General features: G+C 41.3%; 22 protein-coding genes and 1 pseudogene. 21 read left to right on the plus strand and 2 right to left on the minus strand.

Annotation, left to right across the window (positions count from 1 at the left end; translation table 11 throughout):
• Nucleotides 1-50 precede the first annotated feature (50 nt).
• Complete coding sequence (locus DWX65_RS12750) at nt 51-1,499, minus strand: nicotinate phosphoribosyltransferase (RefSeq protein WP_118173552.1); 1,449 nt, start codon at nt 1,497-1,499, stop codon at nt 51-53.
• A 263-nt stretch (nt 1,500-1,762) separates the two neighbouring features.
• On the opposite strand from DWX65_RS12750, the gene DWX65_RS15425 reads away from it, so the two are divergent.
• The 13 genes from DWX65_RS15425 (at nt 1,763) to DWX65_RS12815 (ending at nt 16,083) form a co-directional block, all read left to right on the plus strand.
• The gene (locus DWX65_RS15425) at nt 1,763-2,335 is read left to right on the plus strand and encodes a DUF4190 domain-containing protein (protein ID WP_242997873.1); all 573 of its coding nucleotides are present in this window, start codon (nt 1,763-1,765) and stop codon (nt 2,333-2,335) included.
• A gap of 20 nt (nt 2,336-2,355) precedes the next feature.
• Entirely contained in the window at nt 2,356-2,904 is a 549-nt protein-coding gene (locus DWX65_RS12760) for a DUF4190 domain-containing protein (RefSeq protein WP_117699086.1), read from the plus strand.
• 183 nt (nt 2,905-3,087) lie between these two features.
• Nucleotides 3,088-3,864: an ABC transporter ATP-binding protein gene (locus tag DWX65_RS12765; RefSeq protein WP_117699085.1), complete on the plus strand. Its 777-nt coding sequence runs from the start codon at nt 3,088-3,090 to the stop codon at nt 3,862-3,864.
• Nucleotides 3,861-5,048: an ABC transporter permease gene (locus DWX65_RS12770; RefSeq protein WP_118173553.1), complete on the plus strand. Its 1,188-nt coding sequence runs from the start codon at nt 3,861-3,863 to the stop codon at nt 5,046-5,048. Before DWX65_RS12765 ends, DWX65_RS12770 begins: the two co-directional genes overlap by 4 nt.
• A 120-nt stretch (nt 5,049-5,168) precedes the next feature.
• Nucleotides 5,169-6,194: a branched-chain amino acid aminotransferase gene (locus DWX65_RS12775; RefSeq protein WP_117841706.1), complete on the plus strand. Its 1,026-nt coding sequence runs from the start codon at nt 5,169-5,171 to the stop codon at nt 6,192-6,194.
• A 647-nt stretch (nt 6,195-6,841) separates the two neighbouring features.
• Nucleotides 6,842-10,000, plus strand: a complete 3,159-nt coding sequence (ileS, locus tag DWX65_RS12780) for an isoleucine--tRNA ligase (RefSeq protein WP_118173554.1) — start codon at nt 6,842-6,844, stop codon at nt 9,998-10,000.
• A gap of 88 nt (nt 10,001-10,088) precedes the next feature.
• Entirely contained in the window at nt 10,089-12,563 is a 2,475-nt protein-coding gene (locus DWX65_RS12785; RefSeq protein ID WP_118173566.1) for a glycogen/starch/alpha-glucan phosphorylase, read from the plus strand.
• 323 nt (nt 12,564-12,886) lie between these two features.
• Complete coding sequence (locus DWX65_RS12790) at nt 12,887-13,258, plus strand: hypothetical protein (protein ID WP_118173555.1); 372 nt, start codon at nt 12,887-12,889, stop codon at nt 13,256-13,258.
• Nucleotides 13,259-13,288: 30 nt separating this feature from the next.
• The gene (locus tag DWX65_RS12795; protein WP_118087774.1) at nt 13,289-13,810 is read left to right on the plus strand and encodes a hypothetical protein; all 522 of its coding nucleotides are present in this window, start codon (nt 13,289-13,291) and stop codon (nt 13,808-13,810) included.
• A 27-nt stretch (nt 13,811-13,837) separates the two neighbouring features.
• A complete protein-coding gene (locus DWX65_RS12800) occupies nt 13,838-14,386 on the plus strand; it encodes a histidine phosphatase family protein (RefSeq protein ID WP_117699079.1) in 549 nt (182 codons plus the stop codon).
• Nucleotides 14,387-14,439: 53 nt separating this feature from the next.
• Nucleotides 14,440-15,066, plus strand: a complete 627-nt coding sequence (locus tag DWX65_RS12805; RefSeq protein WP_118173567.1) for a YczE/YyaS/YitT family protein — start codon at nt 14,440-14,442, stop codon at nt 15,064-15,066.
• Between the two features lie 170 nt (nt 15,067-15,236).
• On the plus strand, nt 15,237-15,590 hold the full coding sequence (locus tag DWX65_RS12810; protein ID WP_022243417.1) for a hypothetical protein: 354 nt from the start codon (nt 15,237-15,239) through the stop codon (nt 15,588-15,590).
• A 115-nt stretch (nt 15,591-15,705) separates the two neighbouring features.
• Nucleotides 15,706-16,083 carry a hypothetical protein gene (locus tag DWX65_RS12815; RefSeq protein ID WP_118057280.1) on the plus strand — a complete coding sequence of 126 codons (378 nt, stop codon included), beginning with the start codon at nt 15,706-15,708 and terminating at the stop codon, nt 16,081-16,083.
• Between the two features lie 117 nt (nt 16,084-16,200).
• Here the strand turns inward: DWX65_RS12815 and DWX65_RS15430 are convergent.
• Nucleotides 16,201-16,379: pseudogene (locus DWX65_RS15430) on the minus strand (ATPase); the annotation flags it as partial.
• A 191-nt stretch (nt 16,380-16,570) separates the two neighbouring features.
• Between DWX65_RS15430 and DWX65_RS12825 the strand changes: the two are divergent.
• The 8 genes from DWX65_RS12825 to DWX65_RS12860 all read left to right on the plus strand — a co-directional run bounded on the left by DWX65_RS12825 (nt 16,571) and on the right by DWX65_RS12860 (nt 23,716).
• Nucleotides 16,571-16,996 (plus strand): GNAT family N-acetyltransferase, encoded by a 426-nt coding sequence (locus DWX65_RS12825; RefSeq protein ID WP_118173556.1) that lies wholly within the window; start codon nt 16,571-16,573, stop codon nt 16,994-16,996.
• A gap of 28 nt (nt 16,997-17,024) precedes the next feature.
• On the plus strand, nt 17,025-17,651 hold the full coding sequence (locus tag DWX65_RS12830; protein ID WP_118087772.1) for an alpha/beta fold hydrolase: 627 nt from the start codon (nt 17,025-17,027) through the stop codon (nt 17,649-17,651).
• On the plus strand, nt 17,635-18,045 hold the full coding sequence (locus tag DWX65_RS12835) for a VOC family protein (protein ID WP_330414822.1): 411 nt from the start codon (nt 17,635-17,637) through the stop codon (nt 18,043-18,045). Before DWX65_RS12830 ends, DWX65_RS12835 begins: the two co-directional genes overlap by 17 nt.
• A gap of 208 nt (nt 18,046-18,253) precedes the next feature.
• Nucleotides 18,254-18,391, plus strand: a complete 138-nt coding sequence (locus tag DWX65_RS12840; RefSeq protein WP_118173557.1) for a helix-turn-helix domain-containing protein — start codon at nt 18,254-18,256, stop codon at nt 18,389-18,391.
• A gap of 211 nt (nt 18,392-18,602) precedes the next feature.
• Nucleotides 18,603-19,295 carry a response regulator transcription factor gene (locus tag DWX65_RS12845; RefSeq protein ID WP_015533258.1) on the plus strand — a complete coding sequence of 231 codons (693 nt, stop codon included), beginning with the start codon at nt 18,603-18,605 and terminating at the stop codon, nt 19,293-19,295.
• Nucleotides 19,292-20,323 carry a sensor histidine kinase gene (locus DWX65_RS12850; protein ID WP_118173558.1) on the plus strand — a complete coding sequence of 344 codons (1,032 nt, stop codon included), beginning with the start codon at nt 19,292-19,294 and terminating at the stop codon, nt 20,321-20,323. The genes DWX65_RS12845 and DWX65_RS12850 overlap by 4 nt, the downstream gene beginning before the upstream one ends.
• Nucleotides 20,324-20,543: 220 nt before the next feature.
• Nucleotides 20,544-21,209 carry an ABC transporter ATP-binding protein gene (locus DWX65_RS12855; protein WP_101872281.1) on the plus strand — a complete coding sequence of 222 codons (666 nt, stop codon included), beginning with the start codon at nt 20,544-20,546 and terminating at the stop codon, nt 21,207-21,209.
• A gap of 14 nt (nt 21,210-21,223) precedes the next feature.
• Entirely contained in the window at nt 21,224-23,716 is a 2,493-nt protein-coding gene (locus tag DWX65_RS12860; RefSeq protein WP_118173559.1) for an ABC transporter permease, read from the plus strand.
• Nucleotides 23,717-23,880 lie beyond the last annotated feature (164 nt).

The raw sequence follows: 23,880 nt of genomic DNA on the forward strand, positions 1-23,880 counted from the left end.
TACGCGAGTAACGAGAAAAATTGTATGCTCGCAAAGAGTGTTTCTTGTAGTTACATATGCTCTTTATTTAAGAGAGCAGTTTTCATTTCATATAATTTGTCGGATAAATCAACGTAGATTTCCTGTGGATTTACGAAACGTTTTGTCTCATCCCAGATGGTATCTTTTTCTCTGGTGCAGTAACGCTGAATATCCATAACACTTGGAGATTCGTAAACACATTCGCCCTTCTGGAAAACCGGAACAAGAAGTTCACGCAGTGTATAGCTTCCACCAGGAAGAGTTGTTTTCTTCCATGGGGCGTTCGGGTCAAAGAGCTTCATGTCCTTGGATGCATCAAAGACTTCGCCCACCAGACAGATAAGGTCAGCCTTAATCTTACCGGTTTCTTTATCATAAATACGATAAACAGTTTTATTGCCAGGATTTGTAACTTTTTCCACATTTTCGGAAAGCTTAATCTTTGGAATGAATTCACCGGCTTCATTCTGGATAGCAGCCAGCTTGTATACACCGCCGAAAGCAGGATTGTCTTTGGAAGTAATTAAGTTGGTTCCAACACCCCAGGAAGTAATGGTAGCCCCCTGAATCTTTAAGCTTTCAATCAGATACTCATCCAGATCATTGGAAGCGGAGATAACTGCGTCCGGGAATCCGGCATCATCTAACATTTTGCGGACTTTCTTGGAAAGATAAGCAAGGTCGCCACTGTCCATACGGATTCCGTAGTAGGTAAGCGGAATGCCGGCATCTCTCATTTCTTTAAATACCTTGATGGCATTTGGCATACCGGATTTTAAAGTATCATAGGTATCGACAAGAAGGATGCAGGCAGATGGATAAAGCTCTGCATATTTCTTGAAGGCGGTATATTCATCCGGGAAACTCATAATCCAGCTATGGGCGTGGGTTCCAAGTACCGGGACGTCAAACATCTGACCGGCAAGTACGTTGGAGGTACCTTTACAGCCGCCGATAACAGCAGCTCTGGCACCGTAGGTTCCGGAATCAGGACCCTGGGCGCGTCTTAAACCAAATTCCATGACGCCATCGCCCTGGGCAGCGTAGCATACGCGGGCAGCCTTGGTGGCAATCAGGCTCTGGTGGTTGATGATATTTAAGACTGCAGTTTCGATTAACTGGGCTTCCATAATCGGAGCAATCACTTTTACAAGAGGCTCTCTTGGAAAAATCAGAGTTCCTTCCGGAATTGCATAGATATCACCGGAGAATTTAAAGTTACTTAAATAAGTTAAAAAGTCTTCATCAAAGATGGATAAACTTCTTAAATAGGAAATATCCTCTTCGTCAAAATGAAGATTCTTGATATAGTCAATCATCTGGTCTAATCCCGCGCAGACTGCATAACCGCCATCACATGGATTGGTGCGGTAAAAAGCGTCAAAAACAGCCACATCACGGTTGCCGGTTTTAAAGTATCCCTGCATCATTGTCATCTCATAAAGATCAGTCAACAATGTCAAATTTAATGTACTCATATGTGATATTCCTTTCTTTTACATCTGTAAATACAGGTGTCTTGTCAGATGAATTATAGACTTTTACTTACAAAAAAGCAAGTAATGAGTATAAATATGCTTCATTATAACCATTTTTTTCGGATTTGCAAAGTTTATGATAAAATATATGAGAAAAAATTTATAAAAATTTTATAATTTCATTTATTTTTCTTGTAATGGGGGTAGGCATTTGTTACAATAAATGGGAGAAAATATTTTATACTAATGGAGGATGTATTATAATGAGTGAAGAAAATTTCAACACTGAAAATGGAACGAATGAGCAGACATATAGCCAGCCACAGCAGACATATAGCCAGCCACAGCAGACATATAGTCAGCCACAGCAGACATATAGCCAGCCACAGCAGGCATATGAACAGCCACAGCAGAATTATGACCAGCAGGCTTATAACCAGAATCAGCAGTATGCACAGCAGAACTATGGTTATGACCAGTCCCAGCAGGGATATGGAACTTATCAGCAGCCACAGCAGCAGGCATATGGAAGCTTCGACCAGACACAGTATGGTTACAACCAGCCGGCTTCATCCGGAAAAGGAATGGCAATTGCATCCATGGTACTGGGAATTGTATCCATCCCGGCAATCTGTTTCTGGATTGTAGGACTTCCTTGTGCAATTGTAGGATTAATCCTTGGCATTCTTTATAATAAGAAAAACGAGCATTCCCCAATGGCAACAGCAGGTATTGTTTGCAGTATTATTACCATTGCACTTCTGGTGCTGGTACTTATCCTGTACATCGTTGGTGCAGTATCATTAAGTTCTTTGGAATATAGCTACTATTATTAAAAAGGAATTGGTGAAGCAGAATGTATCCAGATAACAGGAATCCATATCCGTTGAATCAAAATCAGAATCCGCAGTATGGGAATCCATACCCGCCGAATCAGAACCAGAATCCGCAGTATGGGAATCCATACCCGCCGAATCAGAACCAGAATCCGCAGTATGGGAATCCGTACCCGCCAAATTACAATCAGCGTCCGGCAGATAACCGGAAAGAGGAGCCGGGAAAAGGTTTCGCAGTTGCATCCATGGTGTTGGGGCTGATTTCACTGGTATTATTTTGCACCGGAATCAATATTATAACTGCAATTCTGGCAATTGTTTTTGGAATTATACATCTGGTGAAACAAAAACAGAACCCTGGAATGGCAGTTGCAGGTATTGTAACAGCTGTAGTTGGTATACTTGCATTTGTAACGTACTGGCTTTTGATTATTCATGCAGCAGGCAGAACCAGTGGGCCGGATGAATTCCTAAGACGTTATGAATATCAGTTTGATGGTGAAATGAAAGCACCGGATGACTATCAGGATTTAGAGGATTATCTGCAGCATAATTTTGAGAATTTTTAAGAAGAACATAAGAAGCATTGAATGGAGAATCAAATCTGTTCAGTGCTTTTTGCTTCATTTACCTGGAAATACCGGAAAGTAAAAGGAAAGCACTAACCGTTGAAAAAAATAGTGCTTGACGCACAGACACACAAGTGTAATAATACAATAGTACAATCAAGACGATAACTGAAAGGAGAAGTTATGGAGGAGATTATGAAGGTAAAGGGTCTCAATAAGACCTTTACATTATCCCAGAAACAACAAAAGATTGAGAAAACCAATGAGAAGAAGCGAATTGCAGTGCATGATTTATCATTTACTTCTTATCGGGGAGAGGTGTTTGGACTGCTTGGACCAAACGGAGCCGGAAAGACAACCACACTTCGTATGCTGGCAACACTGATTAAACCGGATTCCGGAGATGCTGTTTTAGATGGCAGCAGTATTGTTAATGCACCGGAAGAAGTACGTGGCAAGATCGGCTTTCTGACCAGTGAACTGAAACTAGAGGGCTTTTTTACACCAAATTATTTATATAATTTCTTTTCGGATTTATATGGAGTAGAGCCGGCTGTCCGGGATGAAAGAAAGAAGAGACTTTTTGACCGCTTCGGCATCACACAGTTTGCAGAAGTGAAAGTAAAGGATATGTCTACCGGTATGAAACAGAAGGTTTCTTTGGTTATTTCCTTAGTCCATGACCCGGAAATCATTATCTTTGATGAACCGACCAACGGCCTTGATGTTCTGACAGCCAAAGTAGTAACGGATTTCCTGTTAGAGCTTAAGAAAGAAGGAAAGAGCATCATCGTTTCTACCCACATTTTCAGCCTGATTGAGAAAATCTGTGACAGAGTCGGAATTATCATCAAGGGAGAAATGATTATCTGCGATACATTAGAGGCAGTGAAAAATGGCAAATCATTAGAAGACAGATTCTTTGAAATCTATGAAGAAACGGTAGGTGAAGCAGAATGAGAAACAATCTTATGACAATTATAAAGAAAGAACTTGCCCGCTTCTTCGGGGATAAGAGAATGGTATTTACGACTATTTTAATGCCGGGCTTACTGATTTATATCATGTACAGCTTCATGGGAAGTGGACTGACCTCCAAATTCGAAGCAGATGAGGATTATACTTACCGTATTTATGCAGAAAATATGCCATCTACTGTTTCTTCCATGATAAAGGGCAGTGATATTAAATTGGAATATTTAGACAGAGATGGCATCAGCGAAGAGGATATGAAGCAGGCGGTAACCGATAAAGATGCGGAAATGCTGATGGTATTTCCGGAAAATTTTGAAGCAGATGTACTGGCATATGACAGCATGACTGCTACCACACCGGCTCCGCAGGTAGCCTTATATTATAATTCTGCAGATACCGAATCCACAGCATGTTACCAGATTATGACTGCAGTATTAGATGGATATGAAGCTTCTATGGCAAACAAGTTTGATGTCAACAGCGGGGACACAGAATATGACCTTGCCAGCAAGGAAGACAGCACCGGACAGATTTTCTCCATGATGCTTCCAATGCTGCTTATGATATTCCTCTTCTCAGGATGTATGGCAATTGCACCGGAATCCATAGCAGGGGAAAAGGAGAGAGGAACTATTGCTACCTTATTGGTAACACCGATGAAACGTGGGCAGCTTGCTATGGGAAAAATCATCAGCCTTGGCATTATCGGACTTTTAAGTGGAATTTCCAGTTTTGTGGGTACCATGTTATCCCTTCCAAAATTAATGGGAACAGAATCCAATGCAATGGATGCCAGCGTATACAGCGTCACTGATTATATCCTTTTATTGCTGGTGATTCTTACCACAGTATTGGTACTGGTTGGAGCATTAGCTGTAATTTCAGCATTTGCAAAGACAGTAAAGGAAGCCGGTTCTATGATTATGCCGCTGATGGTTGTGGTAATGGTAATTTCCATTACATCCATGCTTGGAAGCGGAGCACCGAAGGAATTTTACTGGTATCTGATTCCTTTCTATAACAGTGTGCAGGGCATGACCGGAATTTTTGATTTCTCCTACAGCGGAATCAATATTGTGGCATGTCTTGTCAGCAACCTTATTTATACCGGTATTTTATCAACGGTACTGGCGAAAATGTTTGGCAGTGAGAAAATTATGTATTCCTAGAAAAAAATACTAGACAAATAGCTTTTATAGGACTAAAATAATGAAAAAACATAGAACAATAGAAAGCTATAACACCAGGTTATAACATCTATTTGCGACAAATGAATGGAGGATGTTATTATGGAAAAGAAGGACTTAGACTGGTCTAATCTTGGATTCGGTTATGTAAAGACCGATAAGAGATATGTATCAAATTTCAAAAACGGAGCATGGGATGAGGGAGCTTTAACCGATGATGCAGATATTGTATTGAATGAATGCGCGGGTGTATTCCAGTATGCACAGACCGTATTTGAAGGATTGAAAGCATATACAACAGAGGATGGACATATCGTTACTTTCCGACCTGACTTAAATGCAAGCCGTCTTGCAGATTCAGCACGCAGACTGGAAATGCCGGTATTCCCGGAAGAGCGTTTTGTAGATGCAGTACAGAAGGTAGTAGAAGCAAATGCAGCATATGTTCCACCATATGGTTCCGGTGCAACACTTTACATCAGACCATACATGATGGGAACAAATCCTGTAATCGGTGTAAAACCAGCGGATGAATATCAGTTCCGTATGTTCTGTACACCGGTAGGACCATATTTCAAGGGTGGCGCAAAGCCAATTACCATCCGTGTCAGTGACTATGACCGTGCAGCACCTTGCGGAACCGGTAATATCAAAGCTGGTCTGAATTACGCAATGAGTCTTCATGCAATCGTAACTGCACATGCAGACGGATTTGATGAGAATATGTACTTAGACCCTAAGACAAGAACTAAGGTAGAAGAGACAGGTGGAGCAAACTTCATCTTCGTTACCAAGGATAATAAACTGGTTACACCGAAGTCAGATTCTATTCTGCCATCCATTACACGTCGTTCACTGGTATATGTTGCAGAACATTATCTTGGAATGAAAGTAGAACACAGAGAAGTATACTTCGATGAAGTAAAAGACTTCGCAGAGGCAGGACTTTGCGGAACAGCAGCAGTTATTTCTCCAATCGGAAAGATTGTTGACCACGGCAAAGAAATCTTAATTCCAAGTGGAATGGAAGAAATGGGACCTGTAACAAAGAAACTTTATGATACTCTGACCGGAATCCAGATGGGACGTATTGAAGCTCCGGAAGGATGGATTAAGAGAATCCTGTAAGAGACATATTGTAAATGAAATATAAGAAACACTCATTGCGGGTTTCCTACATAAACGAGAGGCGGTATCCGGAAGGATGCCGCCTCGTTTTGTGTTGTTCAGTATTTGTAAGAAGCTGCCAGAAATCTGTAAGAAGCTCCCGGTAGTAGCATCTGTAGATATAGAAAATTTGAAAATAGGAATTGACATTTAAAAATACAGGTTCTATACTTATTAAGAATATGAAAAGACGATGACGAAGAGAGTAGTTTTCCATGGAAAGTCAAAGAGAGCCGGGGCAGGTGGAAACCGGCATGAGTAAATGGAAAATGAAAATCACTTCCAAGTTGCAGTTCGAACAGGCAAAGCTGCGTTAGTAGAAACTGACGGATTTCCCCCGTTACGGGAACGTATATGCGAAGCAGTAAGCTTCAAGTATGTTGTAACAAGGTGGTTAGAAACGGCAGGCGCGCGTCCTTATTACAGGACGGCGTCTTTTTTACTTTACAGGAAATTGTTTCCCCGTAAAGTAAAAAACGCTCCGCAAGGATGCACACTGCGGCGTATAAGGTAGATGTCGCAAGCGACCGCCGCAGGCGCGAGAATGTGCCAAGGAACATTCTTTTTTACGCGGGTAGCGAGAAACTGAAATTTTAAGGAGGACTAACATGTACGAAAAAGTTTCCCCAAATCTGAATTTTGTGGACAGAGAAAAGCAGACTGTAGAATTCTGGAAAGAAAATGACATTTTTAAGAAAAGTATGGAGAACCGGAAAGAAGGCGAGACCTATACTTTCTATGATGGACCGCCAACTGCAAATGGCAAGCCACATATCGGTCACGTATTAACCCGTGTTATCAAGGATATGATTCCAAGATACCAGACCATGAAGGGCAAATATGTCCCACGTAAAGCCGGATGGGATACCCATGGACTTCCGGTAGAGCTGGAAGTAGAAAAGCTTTTAGGCTTAAACGGAAAAGAGCAGATTGAAGAATATGGTATGGAGCCATTCATCAAGAAATGTAAAGAATCCGTATGGAAATACAAAGGAATGTGGGAAGATTTTTCAGGAACCGTTGGATTCTGGGCTGATATGGATAACCCATATGTAACCTATGATGATAATTTCATTGAATCTGAGTGGTGGGCTCTTAAGAAAATCTGGGATAAGAAGCTGTTATACAAAGGCTTCAAGATTGTTCCTTACTGCCCGAGATGTGGAACTCCGCTTTCTTCCCAGGAAGTAGCACAGGGATATAAGACGGTAAAAGAACGTTCCGCAATCGTAAGATTCAAAGTAATCGGAGAAGATGCATATTTCCTGGCATGGACCACAACTCCATGGACACTTCCATCTAACGTTGCACTTTGTGTAAACCCGGACGAGACTTACTGTAAAGTAAAAGCTGCTGACGGATATACTTATTATATGGCAGAAGCACTGTTAGATAAGGTACTTGGCAAATTTGCGGATGAAGAAAATGGCGTAAAAGCATATGAAGTATTGGATACTTTCCCAGGAAAGTCCTTAGAGTACAAGGAATATGAGCCATTATTTGACTGCGCAAAGGAAATCTGTGAGAAACAGCATAAGAAAGGCTACTATGTAACCTGTGATACTTATGTAACCATGACAGATGGTACCGGTATCGTTCACATCGCACCTGCATTTGGTGAAGATGATGCCCAGGTTGGACGTAGATACGAACTTCCATTTGTCCAGCTGGTAGACGGAAAAGGAGAACTTACCAAAGAGACTCCATATGCCGGTGTATTTGTAAAGAAAGCAGACCCAATGGTATTAAAAGACCTGGAAGAAAAAGGACTACTCTTTGATGCACCAAAATTTGAACATGAATATCCACACTGCTGGCGTTGTGATACTCCTCTGATTTACTATGCAAGAGAATCCTGGTTCATTAAGATGACCGCAGTAAAAGAGGATTTGATCCGCAATAACAATACCGTAAACTGGATTCCGGAATCTATCGGAAAAGGACGTTTCGGTGACTGGCTTGAAAATATTCAGGACTGGGGTATTTCCCGTAACCGTTACTGGGGAACTCCGCTTCCTGTATGGGAGTGTTCCTGCGGACATCAGGAGTGTATCGGAAGCCGTGCAGAATTAGCAGAACGTAGCGGCAACCCGGATGATGCCAAAGTAGAATTACATCGTCCATACATTGATGCTGTAACCTTCAAGTGCCCGGATTGTGGCGGCGAAATGCATCGTGTACCGGAAGTAATTGACTGCTGGTTTGACTCAGGAGCAATGCCATTTGCACAGCATCATTATCCATTTGAAAATGAAGACCTCTTTAAACAGCAGTTCCCTGCACAGTTTATTTCCGAGGCAGTAGACCAGACCCGTGGATGGTTCTATTCCCTGATGGCAGAGTCTACCTTATTATTTAATAAAGCACCATATGAAAATGTTATCGTATTGGGACATGTACAGGATGAAAATGGACAGAAGATGAGTAAGTCCAAAGGAAATGCCGTTGACCCGTTTGATGCATTAGAGACTTACGGAGCAGATGCAATCCGCTGGTATTTCTACATTAATTCTGCACCATGGCTGCCAAACCGTTTCCATGGAAAGGCAGTACAGGAAGGACAACGTAAATTCCTTGGAACACTTTGGAATACTTATGCATTCTTCGTGTTGTATGCAAATATTGATGAATTTGATGCAACCAAATATACACTGGATTATGAGAAACTTTCCGTTATGGATAAATGGCTTCTCTCCAAACTCAATACACTGATTAAGACTGTAGATAATAATCTGGGTAATTATCGTATTCCGGAAGCTGCAAGAGCACTGGATGAATTTGTAGATGAGATGAGTAACTGGTATGTAAGACGTTGTCGTGAGCGTTTCTGGGCAAAGGGCATGGAGCAGGATAAAATCAATGCATATATGACTCTTTATACTGCACTGGTAACTGTATGCAAGGTAGCAGCGCCGATGATTCCTTTTATGACAGAAGAAATTTACCAGAACCTGGTATGCAGCATCGACAAGAGTGCGCCGGAAAGCATCCATCTTTGCGACTATCCGGTGGCAAACGAGAGCTGGATAGACAGTGAATTAGAGAAAAATATGGACGAAGTATTGAAAATCGTTGTTATGGGCCGTGCCTGCAGAAATACTGCAAACATCAAGAACCGTCAGCCGATTGGAAATATGTTTGTAAAAGCACCATTTGAATTATCCGAATACTTTACAGAGATTATCGAAGATGAGCTGAATGTAAAGAAAGTGACATTTACAGAGGATGTCAGTGCATATACTAGCTATACCTTCAAACCACAGCTTCGTACCGTTGGACCGAAATTCGGTAAATATTTAGGTCAGATTCAGAAAGCACTTGCAGAATTAGACGGCAACAAGGCAATGGCTGAGCTTAAGAGCACAGGTGCACTGAAACTTGACAGTATAAGCGACGAAGTTGTATTATATGAAGAGGATTTACTTATCACCATGACACAGCAGGAAGGTTACATGACAGAAGGTGATAATGAAGTGACCGTAGTTCTTGATACGAACCTTACTCCGGAACTTTTAGAGGAAGGAATGGTAAGAGAATTAATCAGCAAAATCCAGACAATGCGTAAGGAAGCAGGATTTGAAGTAATGGATAAAATTACTGTTTCTTATAAGGCAGATCAGAAAGTAAAAGACATCTTCGCAAAATATGGAGATGAAATTGCAAAAGAAGTTCTGGCTGAGAGCGTTGTGGCTGATACGGTGAACGGATATCAGAAAGAATGGAACATTAATGGTGAAACAGTTGTGCTTGGCGTGGAAAAGAAATAAGCAGAATAAAGATAAGGGAGCGGAGCCGACAGGGGTCTGCTCCCTTTTTGCACAAAAAACACCGGAATCGAAACAAAAGGAGAACATTATGAAAAGCAAAATGTTTGAAAAGGAAACCTTCAAAAAAGAGGTGGTTGAGAATGTAAAACACCTCTATCGTAAGACAATGGATGAAGCAAGCGAGCAGGAAATTTTTCAGGCAGTATCCTACGTTGTAAAAGATGTAATCATTGACCAGTGGCTTGCAACCCAGCAGGAATTTGATAAAGCAGATCCAAAGATTGTATACTATATGTCCATGGAGTTCTTAATGGGCCGTGCATTAGGCAATAACCTGATTAACTTAACGGTATACAATGAAGTGAAAGAAGCTTTAGAGGAAATGGGAATCAACTTAAATGCCATAGAAGATCAGGAGCCGGACCCGGCACTTGGAAATGGTGGACTGGGAAGACTTGCTGCCTGCTTTATGGAATCTTTGGCAACTCTGGGATATCCGGCATATGGTTGTGGAATCCGTTACCATTATGGAATGTTCCGTCAGAAAATAGAAAATGGTTATCAGGTAGAAGAACCGGATAACTGGTTACAGAATGGATATCCATTTGAATTAAAACGTCCGGAATACAATTTCGAAGTAAAATTTGGTGGATATGTACGTGCAGAGGCACAGCCAGATGGAAGAACCAGATTCGTACAGGAAGGCTATCAGTCTGTAAAAGCAATTCCTTATGATATGCCAATCGTAGGTTATAACAATAATGTAGTAAATACATTGATGATCTGGGATGCAGAGCCAATGGAATGCTTCGAGCTGGATTCCTTTGATAAAGGTGATTATCATCGTGCAATCGAACAGCAGAACCTTGCAAAGAACTTAGTAGAAGTTCTCTATCCGAATGATAACCATATCGCAGGAAAAGAGCTTCGTTTAAAACAGCAGTACTTCTTTGTATCTGCCAGCTTGCAGCGTGCTATTGCAAGATTTAAGAAGAATCATCCAGACATCCATATGCTTCCTGAAAAAGCAGTATTCCAGATGAATGATACCCATCCAACCGTAGCAGTTGCAGAGTTAATGCGTATCTTACTGGATGAAGAAGGCTTAGAGTGGGAGGATGCATGGAATATTACAACAAAATGCTGTGCATATACCAACCATACCATCATGGCAGAAGCATTAGAGAAATGGCCAATCGAGATTTTCTCAAGACTGCTTCCTAGAATTTACCAGATTGTAGAAGAAATTAACCGTCGTTTTGTACTGGAAATCCAGCAGAAATATCCTGGAGACAACCATAAGATTGAGAAGATGGCAATTGTATATGATGGTCAGGTTAAAATGGCTCATCTGGCAATCTGTGCAGGATATTCTGTAAATGGTGTAGCGGCACTTCATACAGAAATCCTTAAGAAACAGGAATTAAAAGATTTCTACGAGATGTTCCCGGAGAAATTTAATAATAAGACCAATGGTATTACACAGCGTCGTTTCTTAATGCATGGTGATCCATTGCTTGCAGACTGGGTAACCAAATATGTTGGAAAAGACTGGATTACAGACCTTTCCCGCATCAAGAGATTAGAATTCTATGCAGATGATGAAAAGGTTCAGCAGGAATTTTTAAATATCAAATATAAGAACAAGCTGCGCCTTGCTTCTTATATTGAAGAGCACAATGGTATTGAAGTAAATCCACGTTCTATCTTTGATGTACAGGTAAAACGTCTGCATGAGTACAAACGCCAGCTCTTAAATATTCTTCATGTAATGTATCTTTACAATGAATTAAAAGAGCATCCGGATATGGAATTCATTCCAAGAACTTTCATTTTCGGAGCAAAAGCAGCAGCAGGCTACCGCAATGCAAAGCTTACCATCAAATTAATCAACTCTGTTGCAGATGTCATCAACAATGATAAGTCTATCAACGGAAAGATTAAGGTTGTATTTATCGAAGACTACAAGGTATCCAATGCAGAGATTATTTTTGCAGCAGCAGATGTCAGCGAGCAGATTTCTACCGCAAGTAAGGAAGCATCCGGAACCGGTAATATGAAGTTCATGCTGAATGGAGCGCTTACCATCGGAACCATGGATGGTGCAAACGTTGAGATGGCAGAAGAAGTCGGCAAAGAAAACATGTTTATCTTCGGTATGAGCTCTGACGAAGTGATTGCTCATGAGCAGAAACGCGATTATGACCCAATGCAGATTTTCAACAATGATCAGAATGTCCGTAAAGTTCTGATGCAGTTAATCAACGGATTTTATTCACCAAATGATCCGGAATTGTTCCGTGACCTTTACAACTCACTGCTGAATACACAGTGCACACAGTACGCAGATACTTACTTTATTCTGGCAGACTTCCGTTCTTATGTGGAAGCACAGAAGAAGATTAATGCTGCATATGCAGATGAAAAAGAATGGGCTAGAAAAGCAATCTTAAATATTGCAGCTTCCGGCAAATTCTCATCTGACCGTACGATTCAGGAATATGTGGATGATATCTGGCACCTGAACAAAATCACTGTTACAGTAGATGACAAAGCAGAATAAAATTAAGAAATAAGAGCATAAGCATAAAAACAGAAAGAGGCAGCAGCCCGGCAGGGTTGTTGCCTTTTTCTGTTCAAGCAAATCAATTCTGCTCTTCCACAAGACTGCTGTAGATTATGTTTTCGGGTTATGTCTGCCGGAAAAAATTTACTTGTATTCAAAGAACTTATTTGTTACAATCAACACAAAGCATATATTCTGATTTTCGAATGGCGAAAGCCAGTCTAAATTTCTAGTATCAATTCAATGAATTCTATGCTTTTAAATTCTAATTACAATTAATAAACGCATAGTGCATTGAAGAGGCGGAAGTTTAGGAAAACATGAGATATATGCAATCCTGCTTTTCACTGCATTACATGGAACATTCATCCGTAGAGAATGCTTCCACCGAGAAACTGAAAAAGTTACACCGGATGGTAACTGCAGTCAAGCGGGATGGAGAGGTAGGTCTTGCATATATGAAGAGCTTTGAGAGAGAAGAAAGAATTCGGAAACAGGGCGAAGAGGAAGGCAGAAAAGAAGGAAAAAGAGAAGGCTTGGAAGAGGGCGAAATAGTAGGAAAAACGAAGGAAGTTATAAAACTTGGACGCAGATTCGGAAAGTCAGAGAAGGAAATTATTTTATTGCTGCAGGAGGAACTGCATATAGATAAAGATAAGGCAACGGATTTTCTGGAAAAGTATGATAAGTAAGACGATTAGAAAGAATGTGAGAATTACAGCATGAGCAACAAATTGGCGAAGCATCAGAAACAAAAAGAACGATTAACCGGAAAGCAGAAGAAAGTTCTGTTCTGGAGTTGTTTTGCTGCTTTAAGCATAGCTTTTCTGGCGGTCTGGTTAAACGTATTTTTGACGTCGAAGGCACTTCACAGGCAAATGGAAGAGATGGTATTAGGAGAAGATTATGATAGAGAAGATGTTGTGATAACGGATAAAAAGAGTGAAGATGCTACGGCGGATAATGCCATATCTCAAAATTATTTCTTCTATTATCATGGTGGCAAAACGAATGAATATAATAAGCGGATGCAGGTGCCGGAAAGTGTATATACAGAATATGAGGTGGGAGATACCATAACTGCATATACTACAGATCATATAAAATATTCTTATAATAAAGCGGGCATTCTTCCAGATAAAAAATTTAGGAACAATGAATTAATGAAAGTAGCCGGAGTGGTGCTTGGGGCTGCAATAGGTTTCCTGAGTTTGTGGGGCTTATTAAACAGAAAGATAAGTTAAAAACTATGATTTTAGGAGAAATTCAAGATGTTATATATTATGCGGCATGGAAAAACAGAATGGAATGCATTACATAAAATACAGGGAAGAGCGGATATCCCATTGAATGAAGAAGGACGCCTGATGGCGGAAAAAGCATGGGAAGAGTATAAGGATTTGCACATAGATGTGTGTTATTGTTCTCCGTTGATAAGGGCTGTTGAGACAGCACAAATTGTGTTAAAAAACCGGGAAATTCCAATAATAAAAGATGAACGGCTGATGGAAATGAGTTTTGGTGATTATGAGGGAATCGAAAACAGCTTTGCTATTCCGGATTGCCCGATTAATATTTTGTTTCAAAAGCCGGGAGAATATCACGAATCGATAGGTGGAGCAGAAACCTGGGAGGAACTCTTTGCAAGAACCGGAGCATTTTTGAAGGAAGTGATAGACCCGCAGCTACAGGAAGGTAAGGATATCCTGATTGTGGGACATGGTGCGATGAATGCAAGCATTATCTGTCAGGTGAAAGGTATGCCGATTGAGGAGTTTTGGAGTGCGGGACTTGAACAGTGTAAAATTTTGGAAGTGTAAATTGGATAGATGTTGGAATATGATAAGTGAATGGAATGGAAAAACGGAATGACATGAGTAAATTGGAGTGGACAATAAAATTAATTATTATAGTGGCTGGTTCAGTCGTTGCGGCATATGGCATTACGCTGGCGCTGTATGCGGGATTTGGTGGTGCCACCCTTGCGGTATTATGGCAGGGAATTTCAAAAACATTTCATGTAAGCATCGGTATGGCATCCATGATAGTAGCCATAGTTATGATTGTATTTGCGTTTTTCTATGACAGGTCACAGATACATATCGGCACGATACTTTATCAGATTGTATATAGCCTTTGTGTAGATTTGTTTGCAAATGCACATGTGTACAGTACGCATATATGGGTAAATGCACTTATCATGTTATTAGGAATTGTGATTTTTGCCATAGGAACCGGATTTTATGCGGCAGCCTCCCTGGGGCGGGGTTCTTATGAGGCACTGACTTTTTCTCTTGCAGAGAAGAACAACTGGCAGGTAAAAATTGTACGAACGGTACTGGATGTCGTGATGGTTGTGACAGGTGTTATGCTGGGCGGAAAATTTGGCATATGCACCATAGTAACAATCCTCATTTCCGGACCGGTCATCCAGTTTACTGCGGCAAAAACGAAAAAGTTAATTTGTGTTGCTTGTGGCAACGACCGTTCTGATATCTAATAGAGGTATCAAAACAAAGGAGGCACATAGGACTGTCCCACTGTGCATCTTATAATTCAAGAATAACTCCTTTGCCGGCATATGGAGAATGCGAAGAATAAGAAACAGACCGAGTCGGAGAGGGCAGAAGCAGAGAGAGTGGAAGCAGAGGCTGAATTGGAGGAATAGACATGGCAGCTACAATTATTTATTTGGTAATTTCATTATTGGTTTCACTTATTTTTATCATACTTGGAATTATGCAGTATAGGTCTGAAAAACCAGTATCAATAAATACAGGAGAGAAACCACTTCGTAAAGATGAACTGACAAATGTTACGGAATGGAACCATAGACATGGCAGAAATTTTATTATTTTGGGTTGTGTGCTATTTATTACACAAGCTGTTTTTGGATATTTTATTAAAAAGCTGGATGGCGTTGTGGTTCAGGTGGTTATTTATATGATAGTTCTATTTTCTGAAATCGCATGGGTTGAGTTTGAACATAATATGATGAAAAAGAAAATGATAAAAAAGCATTGAAATAACAACTTATAATTGACCGAGCTCTTTGAGTGAGGGATACTTCTTGTCCGAAGGGTAAGAAAGTGGAACTGAGAAGAATTAAAACAATCGGAAGTTATAAAGGAGAAACACTATGGGATTATTTGGTAAAAGCAAAAAAGAGCGAGAAAAAGAGTATATGAACAGATTAGATGTTCCATTATGTTTAAAAGAAGACTTTGAATTGATTATTGATGATGTATTTACAATTATGGGGGTTGGAACAGTTGCCACAGGAAACATATCAGCAGGAATGTGTAGAGAAGGAGAAAATGCGTGTGTTTATAAAACAAATGGAGGTGTATTAGAGACTATAATTACTACCATCGATATACATACAAAAGAACGAAAATCAAATGGTTGTGGATATAAAACAGAGCATGTTGGACTTGGGTTAAGAGGAGTTTCTAAGGAACAATTAGAAAAAGGAGATAGAGTGATTGTAAAGAATGCCAATATGTATGGAATGTAATTACAAATTCCAGTTTGATGGAGAAAAAATCATTCATGCCCTATGTTATATAGTTTTTGTATGTTTTCATGAAGACTCCTTTATATAGTTCGTTTTGCCTTCCTGATAATGTTCTTACACATAGGCGTGTAAGGAATGTTATTCCTTGATTTTTTTCATACGCCAAATCCATGAAGTCGATGAAGATAATCTTGATGTCAGGAGTGCCATTCAGTTCAATGATTCTATCGATATATTTTGCTCTCGTGATTGCTTTTTATATAGGCACCCACTTTCAAAAACACAAATTTTTTTATTTTTTGAAAGTGGAAACTATGTAAAGGCAACCCGAAGGCTGTCCGGACATCAAAGCCTATAGAAACGCTCAGAGGCTGTTTTACAGTGGGGAAAAAGAAAAAATATCAAAAAATTGATGATTAATGGTGAGCTTGTGATAGAATGAAAAAAGAGAAAAGCAGAAAGGATGTAGTTGTGGAGAATATTTGTTATGATTAGAAAGTTGCTGAACGGAGATATCGATAGAGTTGCTGACATATGGTTAAAGACAAATCTGAAAACGCATTATTTTATTTCCAATCAATACTGGAAAAGTAATTATGAATTAGTGAAAGAAATGATGTCACAATCCGAAGTCTATGTGTTTGAAGTGGATAAGATGATACAAGGATTTGTAGGACTAAATAATGAATATACTGAAGGTATTTTTGTTTCTGAAGAAATGCAGTCATGTGGCATAGGTAAGCTTTTATTGAATTATATTAAGGATAAAAAAGATAGATTACAATTAAATGTATACCAGAAGAATGCCAGAGCAATTTCTTTTTACCAAAGAGAAGGGTTCATTATTCAATGTAAAGGTTTGGATGAAGTTACTGGTGAAAAAGAATACACTATGCTATGGAAACAAAAATAGAAATCAAAATTTGACGGAGTGACAATATATGAAGTATTTATATTTGCATGGACTAGGGCAAAAACCAGACAGTTGGAATAGAGTAATAAAAGAAACGAAAGTATCGAAAAGCAGTTGCAGTTTGAGTTTATCAGAGCTGTTAGAAAGGAAATCTGCTACATATAAGGAATTATATTCAGCATTCTCATCAGAATGCGACAAGGAGAACGAAGAAATTGTCTTGTGTGGGCTTTCTCTAGGAGCTGTTCTGGCACTTAATTATGCGATAGACCACCCGGATAAAGTAAAGGCACTCGTATTAATTGCAGCACAATATAAAATGCCCCGAAAATTATTGAAAGTTCAGAATATATTGTTTCATCTTATGCCGAATTCGGCATTCAATAAAATGGGCTTCAAAAAAGCAGATGTTATTAACCTATGTGGTACGATGGCTGAATTAGATTTCAGTGACTCACTGCATAAGGTGTCTTGTCCGGTATTAATCGTTTGTGGAGAGAAGGACAATGCAAACAAAAAAACTTCAAAAGAACTTTGCCATTATCTGAACAATTCCTACTTCCATGAACTTATGAAAACAGGTCATGAAGCAAACATAGAAGCCCCGGAAGAGTTGGCGATTGTGTTGCAAAGATTTTATGATAGTATCAGTTAACTTCCTGCTTGTGAGGATTGCACCATTTGCATTATATGTAAATAATCTGGAAGAAGCAAGAAATTTTTTTGTGAAATATTTTGATGCAAAATCAAACGATGGATATCATAATTTTCAGACGGATTTCCGCTCTTATTTTCTTTCATTTGATGATGATACACGCATAGAGATTATGAATAAACCAGAAATGTCGGATTGTCCCAAAGAGCTTACTCGTACCGGATATGCGCACATTGCTTTTAGCGTAGGCAGCAAAGAAAAGGTTGATGCTTTGACTGCAGAGTTAAGGGCGGATGGTTATAAAGTTGTCAGCGGTCCAAGAAAGACTGGAGATGGTTATTATGAAAGTTGTATTGTTGCATTCGAAGATAACCAAATTGAAATTACAGTCTGAAAAATAGGAGGCACAAATCGGAAATGGACGAGGTTTGGAGAGATAATCAAAAAGCAGGCAATGCAGGAAGAGAGGGAAAACCTTGAATCCTGCATTTTTTATACGCACTAAACCAGGAGTAGAGTGCAAAAATATCGAAATTCATATAGAATAAAGGTATCAAAATATCAGGGAGGAGAAGAAGTCCGGCAAACGGACGAGGAGGGGTATGGATAAAGAAAAAACAGGCGAATATATCAGAAACCTTCGGAAAAAGAAAGGCTGGACACAAATGCAGCTTGCAGAACAGCTTCATATTTCAGACAAAGCAGTTTCGAAATGGGAGCGCGGAGTTTCCCATAGTTAAAGATACCACACCAAATATGATGAACCCACGCTTATACACTACCAGCTATAATAAACCGCAAGGACAGCAATTTGATGATACTGCTGTCCTTTCTTTTATAAAATTGCAGTACACATAAAAAAGCTGTAAAATGATAAATATATTTGTCCTTGTAACAATTCTCGGACATTTGCCTGTTATACTATCTGCAAAAAGCAAAGGAAGTGAGAATATGGAGCAGATTTTAATTGTCGAGGACGACAGTTTTTTGAATAAGATGTTAGACTATAACCTGACCGCAGACGGCTACGGCGTGACTTCTGCCCTAAATGCCAGAACCGCAGCCGAAGCCATCCGCCAGCGGGAATTTGATTTAGTGCTGCTGGACATCAACCTGCCGGACGGGAACGGTTTTGAACTGTGCAAGCTGATAAAGCCCCAGCACCCGGACACCATCGTAATATTCCTGACCGCCAACGATCAGGAGAGCGACCAGATACGGGGCTATGAGGTGGGCGCGGTGGACTACATCACAAAGCCCTTTGTGATCGGGGCCTTGCAGCGAAAAATCAAAGCCATGTTCGCCATGCTGGAACACCACAAACCGGCCAAGGACATTTACGACGACGGGCGGTTGTTTCTGGACTTCTCGGAGCAGACGGCTTCCTTAAACGGCAAGCCCCTGACTCTATCCCCGATGGAGTACAAAATGCTGAACCTGTTTCGTAAAAATCCCCGGCAAGTGCTGACCCGTGGGCAGCTTTTGGAAAAGCTGTGGGATATAGACGAGCGGTTTGTGGACGAACACACCCTGACAACCTCCATCAGCCGGATTCGCAGCAAGATTGAAGCCGACGGCGGCGCACCCTACATCAAGACCGTTTACGGCATGGGGTATCAATGGACGGGAGGCGAGGTAAAATGAAGTTTCAAAACCTCTCGGTAAAGCGGCTGTTTGGCCGGGTGGCAATGGAGCTTGTCCTCTCCATGTCCGGGATCACCATAGCCCTGTTTCTTGTGACAAAACAGATTGCGGTGCTGCTGACAGGCGGGACGCTGCTGCTGTGCGCCCTTGTGGGGATTTTTGTACTGACGCAGGCGTTTGGAAAGCGGCTGTCGCAGTTTACCGCTGACCTGTGCCAGACCTTAGACCACATGATCGCCGGGAATGAAGCGCCAAAACGCCCGGAGGACAGCGAAACCCAGCTTGCCAGAATCGGACACCGGCTGGCAAGGCTTTACCAGATCATGCAGGAGAACCGCCGCCGGGTGGACGAGGAACGGCAGGAGTTACAGACCCTTGTATCGGATATTTCCCATCAGGTGAAAACGCCGGTAAGCAATCTGAAAATGGCGACGGACACCCTGCTGGAAAAGCCTATGACCGAGGCGGAGCGCACCGACTTTATCCGTGGAATCCGCACCCAGACAGATAAACTGGACTTTCTCTTTCAGGCCCTTGTGAAAACCTCCCGGTTGGAAACGGGCGTAATCCAGTTGAATAAGAAACCGGTCTGCCTCTTTGATACCGTGGCGCAAGCCATGAGTGGGATCGTGTATGCAGCGGAGAAAAAGGAAATTGCCGTGTCCGTGGACTGCCCGGAGGATTTGACCTTTTCCCATGACAGCAAGTGGACATCCGAAGCCCTCTTTAACCTGTTGGACAATGCGGTGAAGTATACTCCGGCAGGTGGAAAAATTACGGTGTCGGTGATACCGTGGGAAATGTATGTGGAGATCAAAGTAGCCGATACCGGCAAGGGCATTTCCGAAAGCAATCAGGCCGCTATCTTCCGGCGCTTCTATCGTGAGGAAGAAGTACACGAACAGCAGGGTGTGGGCATTGGCCTGTATCTGGCCCGCGAGATCGTAACACGGCAGGGCGGCTATATCAAAGTGGTTTCTGAGCCGGGCAAGGGTTCAGAATTTTCCATTATGCTGCCGACAAAATAGAATGCGGCGGACGGTCATTCTCGGCTGCCCGCCGTAAGTCTTTTCGCAACAGTGTGCCGATAAAGCTGCCAGTGGCAGTTTTTCGGCGGAAATGTCCGAGCGTTGTAACATTTCACCCCGATTTTCGATGAAATTTTTTGGCCGCTGTAACATTTCGCGGACATTTGGGTTTTACAATGACCTTATCAACAGGCAGAAAGCCTTGAAAGGAGTTTTGAGTATGAGCGTTTTGCAGACGATTGATCTGAAAAAGTATTACGGCACAGAGCCGAATATCACCCGCGCCCTTGACGGCGTGAACTTCTCCGTGGAGGACGGTGAGTTTGTGGCCGTTGTGGGAACCTCCGGCAGCGGCAAGTCCACCCTGCTTCACATGATGGGCGGGCTGGACACTCCCACCAGCGGAACAGTGATTGTCCGAGGCGAAGAACTGGCAAAGAAGAACGACGAACAGCTCACCATCTTCCGCCGCCGCAACATCGGCTTTATCTTCCAGAACTATAACCTTGTTCCGATCCTGAATGTGTATGAGAACATCGTCCTGCCGGTGGAGCTGGACGGGGACACGGTGGATCAGAAGTTTTTGGACGAGATCGTTCATCTGCTGGGGCTGGAAGATAAACTGAAAAACATGCCGAACAATCTTTCCGGCGGACAGCAGCAGCGTGTGGCTATCGCACGCGCCTTGATTACCAAACCGGCTATTGTGCTGGCCGACGAGCCGACCGGCAACCTTGACAGCAAGACCAGCGCCGAGGTGCTGGGGCTTATCAAGCGCACCAGTGCAGAGTTCCGGCAAACTGTTGTGATGATTACGCACAATGACGACATTGCCCGCCTTGCAGATCGGATTGTCCGCATTGAGGACGGCAGGATTGTGGAATAAGGAGGTGGCAAGCTATGACATGGCCTTTTGAAAATGATACCAGTGACATTGAAAAGAAGCTGGCAAAGCGCAGTTTGCATCGTGAACGGCAGCGTAATTTATTTGCAATCATTGCTCTTGTGCTAACTGCATTTATGATAACTGCGACATTCAGTATTGGTTTTAGTTACTTTGAAACCTACCAAATGCAACAAATTCGGTTAATGGGAACTACCGCTGATGTCGGAATCACAAATGTAACAGAAAATCAGTTGGTTGAAATTTCAAAATCAAACCTTGTCCTTGACGTAGGTATACAGCAGCGTTTAGGCAGTGTTGATACAGAGCAACTGCAAAATGCGAGATTAGGTATAGTTTGGATAGATGATACCGAGTGGGAACACCACCGTCTTCCTACTATATCAGGTGTTGTAGGAAATTACCCATCAAGTAAAAACGAAATTATGCTACCTACATGGGTGCTTGAACAGATGGGCATTTCTGATCCGCAAATAGGGATGGAGATTGTGTTGTCATACCAAATTGGCGATAGCTATGATTATGTCACGGACACCTTTTTGCTGTCGGGCTACTATACGGACTACATTCCAATGCGCACAAATAATCGTGGTTATGTTTATGTTTCATCCGCTTTTAAGGATAGCTTAAATGTATCACTGGATAATAGTGTTACGGCAATGATCCGTTTTCAAGGCAATGATAATGCTGACAAAAACTGTGAAAGATTGCGGCGTGAGATTGACTTTACAGAAGGGCAAACATTTGAAATTGTACCATTAGAACAGGCAAATGGTGGAACTATTATTTTAGCTGTAATAATTTTAGCAGTTTTTATATCCTTTAGCGGCTATTTGCTGATTTATAATATTCTTTATGTCTCTGTCATAAAAGATGTGCAATTCTATGGCCGTCTTAAAACGATTGGAACGACTCAAAGGCAGATAAAGAGAATTATCTATAAGCAGGCAATCAGAATCTCTTGTATTGGTATTCCGATTGGTCTGTTACTTGGTGCGGTTGTTTCCTTTGGCATTGTTCCTTACTTCCTGAATATGATGTATTCAACAAATTCTGATGTGGGAACAAAAGTATCTTTTTCGCCGTTTATTTTCATAGGAGCGGCCATATTTACGTTCATTACCGTTATGATTGCAAGCATGAAGCCCGCCAAAATTGCCGGAAGTGTTTCACCAATAGCAGCACTCCAATATACAGCAGCCAGCACAAAGAGCAGCGCCAGAAATTGTAGCAAAATGAAGTTGTCCAGAATGGCATGGAACAATGTCTTTCGTAATGCTAAGAGTACAACCCTTGTTTTTGCATCGCTTTTTTTCGGCCTTTCCTTGTTCCTTGTCGTCACAGGGCTATTACATGGTTTAAGCCCGGAGAATTATGTGAGCCAATGGGGAGTAAGCGATTTTGCACTCACATATAGTATCCACGAAAGAGAAGATTTAATTTCCAGCGAAATGGTTTCAGAGATTGGTCAGCTTGACGGCATTGAGAATTTGAGGTTGACCTATGCACCTTATCCTCAAGTAGCAGTAGATGTTGTATATGACGATGCTGTATTTCACGAGTTTCTTGAGTCATTAGACGGAGTAAACGGCATTGATTTTTCTGATCCGGCAAAATTAGAAAATTATCAGCAAAACTTTTTTAGCGGGGTTTTTGGAATTGACAGTGCATATTTGGAAGAAATCAATAAAACCTTAAACTTGCCTATTGACACGTCTGCCTTTGAACAAGGAAAGGTTGTGCTGCTGTCCAAAACAGTAGAAGACCTTATTCAGCCGGGGCAGGAAATAACAATCCAGACGCAGAACGGACAGCATTCCTTTATTGTAGCGAACGGTTATTTGAATGAAGGGTTTCGAGCAGGAGGAGGCAATGAGAGAGGGACGGCTCCTGATTTGTATATTAGTCAAACAGCTTTGAAAGAACTCTTTCCGCAATATAGAGTGTTCCGCGTGGCCTTTGATACGGATGGTCAACATGACGAAAGTATACTGCAAGAATTAAAGCAAATCACCGCATCACAAGCTAACATTGATATTATATCCCGATATGAACGGCGAGAAGAAATGCAGGAATATCTCATTACAGCAAAGGTTTTAGGAACAGGGTTGTCCGTGATCCTGCTGCTTGTTGGTGTCATGAACTTTGTCAATACAATGGTTGTCAATGTAAATACTCGGCGCTATGAATTAGCTGTTCTTGAAAGCATTGGAATGACAAAGCGACAAATCAAACGAATGCTATTTATGGAAGGTTTCTATTATTGGGGCGTTTCCCTTTCCCTTGCAGTCACCATTGGAACAGCAATCTTCATCTTGCTATATATGATTTTTAGTAAAGTGGCCTATTATGCTGTTTTCTCTTATCCATTTATCCCGCTGGTGCTGGTGTCTGGACTGGTGTTGCTAATCTGCCTTATTGTGCCTATATGGGTCTACAAAACTGACGTTAACCTTCCAGTTGTGGAGCGATTGCGGTTGACAGAGTGAGTTTAATCAAATAGCAAAACATCCTTAGATCAATCATATCGAAGCGGAGCAGATTTTAGCTGCTCCGCTTCTTTAGTATTTTTCAAAAAATTCTTTTGAAATGTCCGAGCTTTGTAACAATTCAGCCTGTTTTTTTGTCGAAATCAAAGGCACCTCGGACATTT

It is taken from the genome of Roseburia sp. AF20-18LB (assembly GCF_003461185.1).
Lineage (GTDB): Bacteria > Bacillota > Clostridia > Lachnospirales > Lachnospiraceae > Roseburia_C > Roseburia_C amylophila.

Bases quoted from the DNA above. Each gene is read 5' to 3' on its own strand.
- DWX65_RS12750 (WP_118173552.1), bottom strand. From the start codon at position 1,499: ATGAGTACATTAAATTTGACATTGTTGACTGATCTTTATGAGATGACA.
- DWX65_RS15425 (WP_242997873.1), top strand. From the start codon at position 1,763: ATGAGTGAAGAAAATTTCAACACTGAAAATGGAACGAATGAGCAGACA.
- DWX65_RS12760 (WP_117699086.1), top strand. From the start codon at position 2,356: ATGTATCCAGATAACAGGAATCCATATCCGTTGAATCAAAATCAGAAT.
- DWX65_RS12765 (WP_117699085.1), top strand. From the start codon at position 3,088: ATGGAGGAGATTATGAAGGTAAAGGGTCTCAATAAGACCTTTACATTA.
- DWX65_RS12770 (WP_118173553.1), top strand. From the start codon at position 3,861: ATGAGAAACAATCTTATGACAATTATAAAGAAAGAACTTGCCCGCTTC.
- DWX65_RS12775 (WP_117841706.1), top strand. From the start codon at position 5,169: ATGGAAAAGAAGGACTTAGACTGGTCTAATCTTGGATTCGGTTATGTA.
- ileS (WP_118173554.1), top strand. From the start codon at position 6,842: ATGTACGAAAAAGTTTCCCCAAATCTGAATTTTGTGGACAGAGAAAAG.
- DWX65_RS12785 (WP_118173566.1), top strand. From the start codon at position 10,089: ATGAAAAGCAAAATGTTTGAAAAGGAAACCTTCAAAAAAGAGGTGGTT.
- DWX65_RS12790 (WP_118173555.1), top strand. From the start codon at position 12,887: ATGAGATATATGCAATCCTGCTTTTCACTGCATTACATGGAACATTCA.
- DWX65_RS12795 (WP_118087774.1), top strand. From the start codon at position 13,289: ATGAGCAACAAATTGGCGAAGCATCAGAAACAAAAAGAACGATTAACC.
- DWX65_RS12800 (WP_117699079.1), top strand. From the start codon at position 13,838: ATGTTATATATTATGCGGCATGGAAAAACAGAATGGAATGCATTACAT.
- DWX65_RS12805 (WP_118173567.1), top strand. From the start codon at position 14,440: ATGAGTAAATTGGAGTGGACAATAAAATTAATTATTATAGTGGCTGGT.
- DWX65_RS12810 (WP_022243417.1), top strand. From the start codon at position 15,237: ATGGCAGCTACAATTATTTATTTGGTAATTTCATTATTGGTTTCACTT.
- DWX65_RS12815 (WP_118057280.1), top strand. From the start codon at position 15,706: ATGGGATTATTTGGTAAAAGCAAAAAAGAGCGAGAAAAAGAGTATATG.
- DWX65_RS12825 (WP_118173556.1), top strand. From the start codon at position 16,571: ATGATTAGAAAGTTGCTGAACGGAGATATCGATAGAGTTGCTGACATA.
- DWX65_RS12830 (WP_118087772.1), top strand. From the start codon at position 17,025: ATGAAGTATTTATATTTGCATGGACTAGGGCAAAAACCAGACAGTTGG.
- DWX65_RS12835 (WP_330414822.1), top strand. From the start codon at position 17,635: ATGATAGTATCAGTTAACTTCCTGCTTGTGAGGATTGCACCATTTGCA.
- DWX65_RS12840 (WP_118173557.1), top strand. From the start codon at position 18,254: ATGGATAAAGAAAAAACAGGCGAATATATCAGAAACCTTCGGAAAAAG.
- DWX65_RS12845 (WP_015533258.1), top strand. From the start codon at position 18,603: ATGGAGCAGATTTTAATTGTCGAGGACGACAGTTTTTTGAATAAGATG.
- DWX65_RS12850 (WP_118173558.1), top strand. From the start codon at position 19,292: ATGAAGTTTCAAAACCTCTCGGTAAAGCGGCTGTTTGGCCGGGTGGCA.
- DWX65_RS12855 (WP_101872281.1), top strand. From the start codon at position 20,544: ATGAGCGTTTTGCAGACGATTGATCTGAAAAAGTATTACGGCACAGAG.
- DWX65_RS12860 (WP_118173559.1), top strand. From the start codon at position 21,224: ATGACATGGCCTTTTGAAAATGATACCAGTGACATTGAAAAGAAGCTG.